General features: G+C 47.7%; 5 protein-coding genes. 1 reads left to right on the forward strand and 4 read right to left on the reverse strand.

Translation table 11 applies throughout. The annotated features are described in order from the left end of the window. Positions 1-171: 171 nt before the first annotated feature. Genes HMPREF9448_RS11550 through HMPREF9448_RS11560 form a run of 3 tightly spaced genes read right to left on the reverse strand, consistent with a single transcriptional unit; the run spans position 172 to position 4,449 of the window. Positions 172-1,701 (reverse strand): MBOAT family O-acyltransferase, encoded by a 1,530-nt coding sequence (locus HMPREF9448_RS11550; RefSeq protein WP_008862755.1) that lies wholly within the window; start codon positions 1,699-1,701, stop codon positions 172-174. Further along, positions 1,679-2,947, reverse strand: a complete 1,269-nt coding sequence (locus HMPREF9448_RS11555) for a GDSL-type esterase/lipase family protein (protein WP_008862756.1) — start codon at positions 2,945-2,947, stop codon at positions 1,679-1,681. Before HMPREF9448_RS11555 ends, HMPREF9448_RS11550 begins: the two co-directional genes overlap by 23 nt. Beyond that, on the reverse strand, positions 2,944-4,449 hold the full coding sequence (locus HMPREF9448_RS11560) for a GDSL-type esterase/lipase family protein (protein WP_040296186.1): 1,506 nt from the start codon (positions 4,447-4,449) through the stop codon (positions 2,944-2,946). The genes HMPREF9448_RS11555 and HMPREF9448_RS11560 overlap by 4 nt, the downstream gene beginning before the upstream one ends. Before the next feature lie 259 nt (positions 4,450-4,708). Here HMPREF9448_RS11560 and cls point away from each other — a divergent pair, with 259 nt between their 5' ends. Then, the gene (gene cls / locus HMPREF9448_RS11565) at positions 4,709-6,154 is read left to right on the forward strand and encodes a cardiolipin synthase (protein ID WP_040296265.1); all 1,446 of its coding nucleotides are present in this window, start codon (positions 4,709-4,711) and stop codon (positions 6,152-6,154) included. On the opposite strand, the gene HMPREF9448_RS11570 is transcribed toward cls, so the two are convergent. Further along, on the reverse strand, positions 6,149-7,570 hold the full coding sequence (locus tag HMPREF9448_RS11570) for an ATP-dependent DNA helicase (RefSeq protein ID WP_008862759.1): 1,422 nt from the start codon (positions 7,568-7,570) through the stop codon (positions 6,149-6,151). The genes cls and HMPREF9448_RS11570 overlap by 6 nt on opposite strands. Between the last annotated feature and the right edge of the window lie 186 nt (positions 7,571-7,756).

The following is a 7,756-nucleotide window of genomic DNA, read 5'->3' on the forward strand; positions in this document are numbered from 1 at the left end:
CTTCCGGCCATTATCCCACCAAATTTCTATACAAATATAGGTATTTCCCGCCAAAAGCTGTAACATCGACCCAATTATTTCTTTTTTTCTCTCTTTTATTACAAATTTTAAATTTATTTATCTCTTATCGCCATACAACGATATAGAAAGAAATCAATCAAAAACAGCTGTTCAAAACTGGGAGTAAATGAAAGGAACCAGTTCGCTCGAACGCACCTGCAAAACAAAGAAGAGTACCAGCGCCAGAATAGCTGCCTTAACTACCAGCGGCGACCACGAAAGCTCGCGTTGCAGCCACTGCGACCAGCGATGCGGGGCAAAATGGAGCAGATAACCGACTACCAAAGCCACGAATATAACGGCGTATCCCGACACGAAGGAGGGAATGGCTTCGGGACGGAAGTTGGTGAATATCTGGGTTAATATCTGTCCGGCAACATCAAGAGAAGGCGACCGAAAGAATATCCAGCCGGCGGCCACAACATGGAACGTGAGCAAAACATGAAAGAAATGGCGGATAATACCCGGGCGATCGTCTTTCGCCACAGGGAATATACGCCGATAAACTTTATGGACAATCAACAAAACGCCATGCCAAGCACCCCATATCACAAAAAGCCACGAAGCTCCATGCCAAAGTCCACCCAGCACCATAGTTATGAACAAATTGAAATAGGTACGGATTTTGCCTCGACGATTCCCGCCCAAAGATATATAGAGATAGTCTCGCAACCAACTCGACAAAGAGATATGCCAGCGACGCCAGAACTCGGTAATAGAACCCGACTTATAGGGAGAATCGAAATTGATTTTAAAACGATACCCCATAAGCAAGGCTATGCCGATAGCCATATCGGAATAACCCGAAAAATCACAGTATATCTGCAAGGTATAGCCATAGACACCCATAAGATTCTCGAATCCGGTATAGAGCATGGGATTGTCAAAAATGCGGTCTACGAAATTGACACTAATGTAGTCGGAGATAACTACCTTTTTAATCAACCCGCACATGACGAGAAAAAGACCTTCGCCCAACAGCATAGGTGTAATCTCCAACGGACGGTGTATCTGAGGGACAAAGTCTTTCGCCCGAACTACGGGACCCGCCGCCAACGGAGGGAAAAACGAGAGGTAAAAAACATAATCTCTCAAACTCGTCACCGGGGACATTTGCCGCCGATACACATCTATAATATAGCTCAACGAACGGAAAGTGAAAAAAGAGATACCGATGGGCAACACAATATCCAACGGCTCGAAAGGCTCACGGGTGAAATCGGCAATCGTACCCAGTAACAAGTTGGTGTATTTGAAATAACAGAGCATCCCCAAATTGACCGCCATGCTCATCAAAACGAAAAATCGACGCATCCATTTCCACGAAACCCAACCTAAAAGCCTCCCCAACGAATAGTCCGAAAGGGCGACGAAAAGCAACAACAGGAAACACAGCCCACTCGATTTATAATAGAAATAGAGAGAAAAAAGTATCACGAAGTAGATACGCAAAGTATCGCGCCTCGCCAACAACCTGTATATCCAGACAAATCCGACGAAAAGAAACAGAAACAATCCGGTATTGAACATGAGCGGATTCTGCCCGTCATAAACGAATAAATCCACGACTTTCGATACGTCGATACTTTCCCAAAAGGAGATCGCACCGGTCTTTATATTATTGAGCCACTCTATCCACATATTCCTGATAAGCTTTCATAAGAGCACGATACAACATTTCGCCCTGCACCCGATAGCCCGTCTCGGTGCAATGGGTACGGTCATAGGCCATGAACCCGGCCTTCCGCCATTGCGAGGACGAACCTTCGCCTCCGGCAATTTCGTACCAATCCCAACAAGCCAGCCGATGCTCCACCGCATAGGAACGAATCGTTTCCCGAACGAGCTTTACCCGAGCATTCGGCGTATAATAAACTCTACGTTTTTTATTTACGCGACGCACCCGACGCCGAGCACATTCGGCCGGAGTAGTCAGCAAAATTTGAGCCTGCGGACAATCTTTTCGCAAAGACGAAACGACGGTATCGATCTGTTTATATAACTCGTCGCGGGTCAAAGAGGTGGAAAACGACTCATTCGTACCCAACGACAAAACAATAAGCGACGGCGAGAGTGCTGCCACCTGCTCGGAAAAGCCGGGAATGGCAGCATAACTACTGTAAAAAGCCCCGTTGTTACCGATAGTGTGATAAAGAATTCCGCTCTCACCGGTTTCAAGGCTCGCTCCATAAATGGCCAAAGGCGTCTCTTTCGAGACGGCTTCTCCCGTAAGATGAACGCTACACACGGACTCCTCCCACGAAAAATGGGTCAAAAAAGGTAATAGGGTTTCTCCCTCGACCAAAAAAGGTTCTGAAATTACTCCCGGAAAAGAGTCGACCGGCGCATGGAACAAACGAACTTTCTTGAAACCGGCACAGTCATCGGTCTTACTAAGCGTGGAAACCGTCAAATCAATGCGACCGTTACGGGGTACAATAGCTATACCGCCTACTCCCGGTGTATAGTTACTATACTTCCGCCCTACACAACGAGAAAAATTCCAACTTCCGTCCGCCACGACCGAATAATCTCTCGGTTCATTGGTCTTCGCTAACTTCAAAGGAACGACCAACCCACGCCCTGCATCCCCGAACCTTCGCTGCAACGGTAATCGGACAGCCTCGGTGAGAAACCCTGCCTGAACATGCGAATCGCCGATATGAACCATCGCCACTACCCGAGGAACAGTATCCGTGTCGTTCTGCAACCGTACCATTCCATCGAACAGAGCCGACCAATCGGCATCGTTAAACTCGATAACGTTTTTCTCTTTTTTCAAAAAAGAGGGTACAGTAACCGTGTCGCCTGTCAGCTGTGCACAAAGTTGCACTGCCAGCACTGCGACAACGAAGAAAAACCCTATTACCGACAAACGAAATTTCATAAGCCTTCCCGATTCATTTCATACTCCAACGACTTGACAAACTCGGTCGCCAATCGTTTACCGCCTTTATGGTTAATGTGCGTATAGTCTTTATTCGCCTGCCCGTTAGCGACATAATCGAGCATCCCGTTGTGCCCTCCCATCGCCTCGTATGTATCCCAAAAAACGACACCAGCACTTCGTGCCGCACGACGTTGCGCTTCGGAAAGAGCGACTACCGCCGGCATCGTAACGAAAGCCCCGTTCGCTTTGCGACTGCGATCACCTACTCCCATCAATATAATATCGGTATGCGGATAGCACTCCCGCAAGTGACGAATGACTTCTGTCATCTTACGGGCATAAGACCCGTAATGCAAAATTTCGGGAGTCATCACATTCAGTCCGTATTGCAACACAATGGCATCGTAGGGAACGATACTATCCATCTGAACCACCCTTTCCCGGGACAACGCCCCGAGCGAAAGACCCGAATAACCACGAGTCGATATATTATCGACAGCAATGCCCTGCACATCGTCCAGCCACACGCCTATGGCTGCAAATCCCGGTGTATTTCCCACCCTTACTTGAAAACGTGGGGTTTGCCCCTCTACCGCCAAAGATTGAACCTCATGAGAACCCGCAACGGGAAAAACCTGCCATTCGCCATCGGCTATTTTCAACTCGACCGAGCAATCCTGCCGGGCGATAAATACGAACCGAGACAGTGCCCAACTATCGGCATGTTCTATTTTCGTAGTTCCTCTATATTGAGCCGTAGCACCCTCCAACGGTACGAAATACTGCTGCTGCAAAGTCATGACCTTCCAGTCGACTTCTTTGGGTTTCAATACACTATGCACTTCCCAACCTTCGCCCGACTGTACGACCGACCGACGAAATCCGGGAAAATCGGAATGCATAGACACGTATCCCACACCACTCCCACCATACCGGGATTGCAACAAACTTCGCACGTCTTGCGTGAATATATCGGCCTCGATAAACGAATCGCCCAAAAATGCCAAACGCACGGGACGTCCCAATGAGGCTCGTTCCTTCAAGGACGAGAGAAGATGAGACAAACCATTTTTCCCCGGCGAGAAATCTTCGAACAAAACCACATCGCCGTCCCGTCGGGGAAGATTCCCGACCTCTGCCGTATCGGACGAAATATTCGTTACGAGAAGAGTGTCGGCTGTTTCTTGTACCCTTATCGTATCGGGCACGACTTGTCGATTTTGCGGTTCATCTTTCTCCACAGAGGAAAGAGAGTCCCCCCCCTCGTTCAACCACTCCGTTCCCTCCTCCTGCCACTCTGCATCACCCGGCAAATCCAAATCTTGCTCATCGACACGGATATCGGAAAAGAGATCGACAGGTTTCGTCGCGAATCCACCCCACTCCAAAACAGGCAACTGAGTCAGGAGAAACAGAAAAACGAGAGAGAGCACCAACAGAGCAACCACATGCCCGTCTTTGTATTTAGAGGAATTATTCCCTTGCTTTTTATTCTTCACTTCGGCTATTCAAATGAGACTACAAAAATAGAGAAAGGAGAGTGGAGAAAAAAGAACTCGCCCTATTTTTCTACCAAGCTACCTTCCATTTCCGCATTTCACACAAAAATAGGGAAAGATTTATATCTACGAACGATTCCTTCCAAATTTCACTCGTCCCATTCACATTTCTTACAGTTCTCTCCCTCCTCATGATTTTTTCAAGAAACAACTATCCTATTTGCTTTTTTCAGATTTTTTTTCTAATTTAGCTTTCGGAATGTTGACACTCGCCCTATTACCGCCTATCAACGACTGGGTATACATCGTGGTCTATACGATATATGCCATTACCATACTGGGTACGATCGTGATAATCATCACAGAGAATCGCAATCCGGTAAAAAGTTTGGCATGGGTACTCGTATTGGCATTTCTTCCCATCGTAGGATTGGTTTTCTATATTTTTTTCGGGCAGAATTTCAAGGCGAAAAGAATGGTTTCCCGACGCATAAAGAGGAAATTACGAAAGCGGGATTATCATTCGATCGTCAATATCGACAGTCTTCCACTGAACGAGGAGAGCAAGCAAGAGATAAGATTGTGCCACAGTTTGTGCAGTGTACCGTATTATTCGGGAAGCCACGTGAAGATATTCACTTCGGGAGAAGACAAATTCAAACACTACCTGCAAGATTTGGAGATTGCCCAAGAGTATATCCATATCCAATATTACATCTTCGAGGACGATAAACTCGGCAACCGAGTCAAGGAGGTTTTGCTTCGATGCGCCCGCCGAGGCATACAAATAAGAATCCTATACGACGATGTGGGTTGTTGGTCGGTGAAAAAACGATTTTTCAAAGAGATGCAGGATGCAGGAATCGCCGTACGTCCTTTCCTTGAAATCACGTTTCCCCAACTCGCCAGCCGAATCAATTACCGGAACCACCGCAAAATAACGGTCATCGATGGAAAAATAGGCTACATAGGAGGCATGAATATCGCCGACCGCTATGTCGAAGGGACCAAATGGGGAACGTGGCGCGACACACATTTGCGCATCGAGGGGCCTGCGGTAAGAGGATTACAATTGTTGTTCGCCGTCGATTGGAGCTACGAATGCAAAGAGGTTCTTTCGGATTCCCGATTTTTTCCACCGGTAGCAGACAAAGGGAAAAGCGGCATACAAATCGCTCCGGGCGGCCCCATAGGGGAATGGTCGAACATCGCCATGCTTTTCTTGAAAGCGATTACCAATGCTAAAAAAAACGTATATATACAAACGCCTTATTTCCTGCCTACCGAAAGTTTGGTGAAAGCCTTGCAAACCGCAGCTCTCGCCAAAGTGGACGTGCGGCTAATGATACCGGAACGGTCGGACTCGACGGTATTGCGTTTTGCATCGTTTTCTTACATAACGGAAATGTTACGCGCCGGGGTAAAAGTTTACTTTTACCAACCGGGCATACTTCATTCCAAGACGATCATCATAGACGACGAGTTATGTTCGGTAGGCTCTACCAACTTCGACTTTCGCAGCTTCGAACACAATTTCGAAGCCAACGCTTTCATTTATGACCGAGAGGTCAACAGTGAAATGAAACGTATTTTCTTGGAGGACCAGCAACAATGTCGTCGCATTATCCAACACTATTGGCGACACCGTCCCCTCTATCAAAAAGGGATAGAGTCTATCATGAGGTTATTGAGCCCTGTATTATAAAGACGACTCCCGAAACTCTTCGCTCATATTGACCAGCCATATCTTCTCGGTCGCCCGGGTGAAAGCCGTATAAAGCCAACGATAGAAATCGAGCGAAACCGCACCCTGAGGGATATACCCCATATCGACATAGACATGTTTCCACTGACCGCCTTGCGCTTTGTGACAAGTTACCCCATAGGCATATTTTACTTGCAAAGCGTTGAACCACGGATCGGTTTTCAGCCGTTTCATTTTTTCTCTCTTTGTCGTAACGTCATAATAGTCGGCCAAGACTTGCGCAAAAAGAGTCTCCTGCTGTTCCCTTGTCAGAGAAGGGGACTCACTGGTAAGGGTATCCAATAGAATCTTAGCTTCCATCTCGACTTCCAAATCGGGGAAATAAAGCTGTACATCGGCAAAGCAGAAACCATACATATCGGTACGTTTAAGTACTCGCACGACACGGGCCACATCGCCGTTAGCGATGAAATCGACCTCTTTATAGTCCTTTCCCCAGAAATAGTTATTCTTGGCGACCAACAACAGATCGCCTGCGGTAAGCTCCTCTTCCCGATAGAGTATCTGGTTACGAATCCCCTGATTGAATATATTGGCCCGTTTATTGGAACGAGTGACGACAATCGTTTCGTCGAGTCCGACACGGTCGTAAGAGTCGGATATACGTTCTACCAAATACTCTCCGCTAAGAGCCTCGACATCGGGAAACCCATTCACCCGCAAGCAGGGTCGGGGCAATGGCGCTTCTTCCATACATTCCCGCAAACGGGTGGCATTATAGAGGATTCCCGATTCGGCAGCCTGCCGAGCGACCTCCCGCAATTCATATTCCACGACATTCAATCCGTAACCGCCCATAACGGCGGCATCCAAAGCCGGACTACGCTCCTGACCCACCGGAGGCAGCTGTGCAGTATCGCCCAACAAAATCAACCGACAATGCTCGCCTGAATAGACATACTCGACCAAATCGTCGAGCAGCCTCCCGGAACCGTAAACCGCCCCTTCACCCACCGAGTTGGCAATCATGGAGGCCTCGTCGACAATAAACAGCGTGTGTTTCGCCAGATTTTCCCCGATAAGAAATCCTTCCATATCGGGCGAATAGCTCTTTTGCCGATATATCCTCCGATGAATCGTATAGGCCGAGTGACGAGCATACCGAGAAAACACCTTAGCCGCACGCCCCGTAGGAGCCAGCAATACCACCTTGCTCTGCAACTGTGTCAATGCTTTTACCAAAGCTCCCACCAGTGAGGTTTTACCAGTTCCCGCATATCCCCGTAGCAGGAACAACGAGTCGTCCCGTCCGTCGAGGACAAAAGCGGCTAGCTGCTGCAACAACTCACTCTGTTCGCGATTCGGTTCGTACGGCAAACAACTTTCTATCTGTTGGACAAGCAGGTCGGTAATCATGTGCAATCGGTTAAAGCATACTGCAAAAATAACGTTTCCCGGTTTCTTTACCTACATTTGTATAGGATAAAATACCAGAGTATTTTTGTAAGCATAGTCAAGCCGAAAATGTAATTTTCGCTTGCCTCTGCGCTCTCCTTTCACTATATTTGTAGAATATCGGAGGCGGTTCGGCATAGTCAAGCC

Origin of the sequence: Barnesiella intestinihominis YIT 11860, assembly GCF_000296465.1 — a bacterium.
Lineage (GTDB): Bacteria > Bacteroidota > Bacteroidia > Bacteroidales > Barnesiellaceae > Barnesiella > Barnesiella intestinihominis.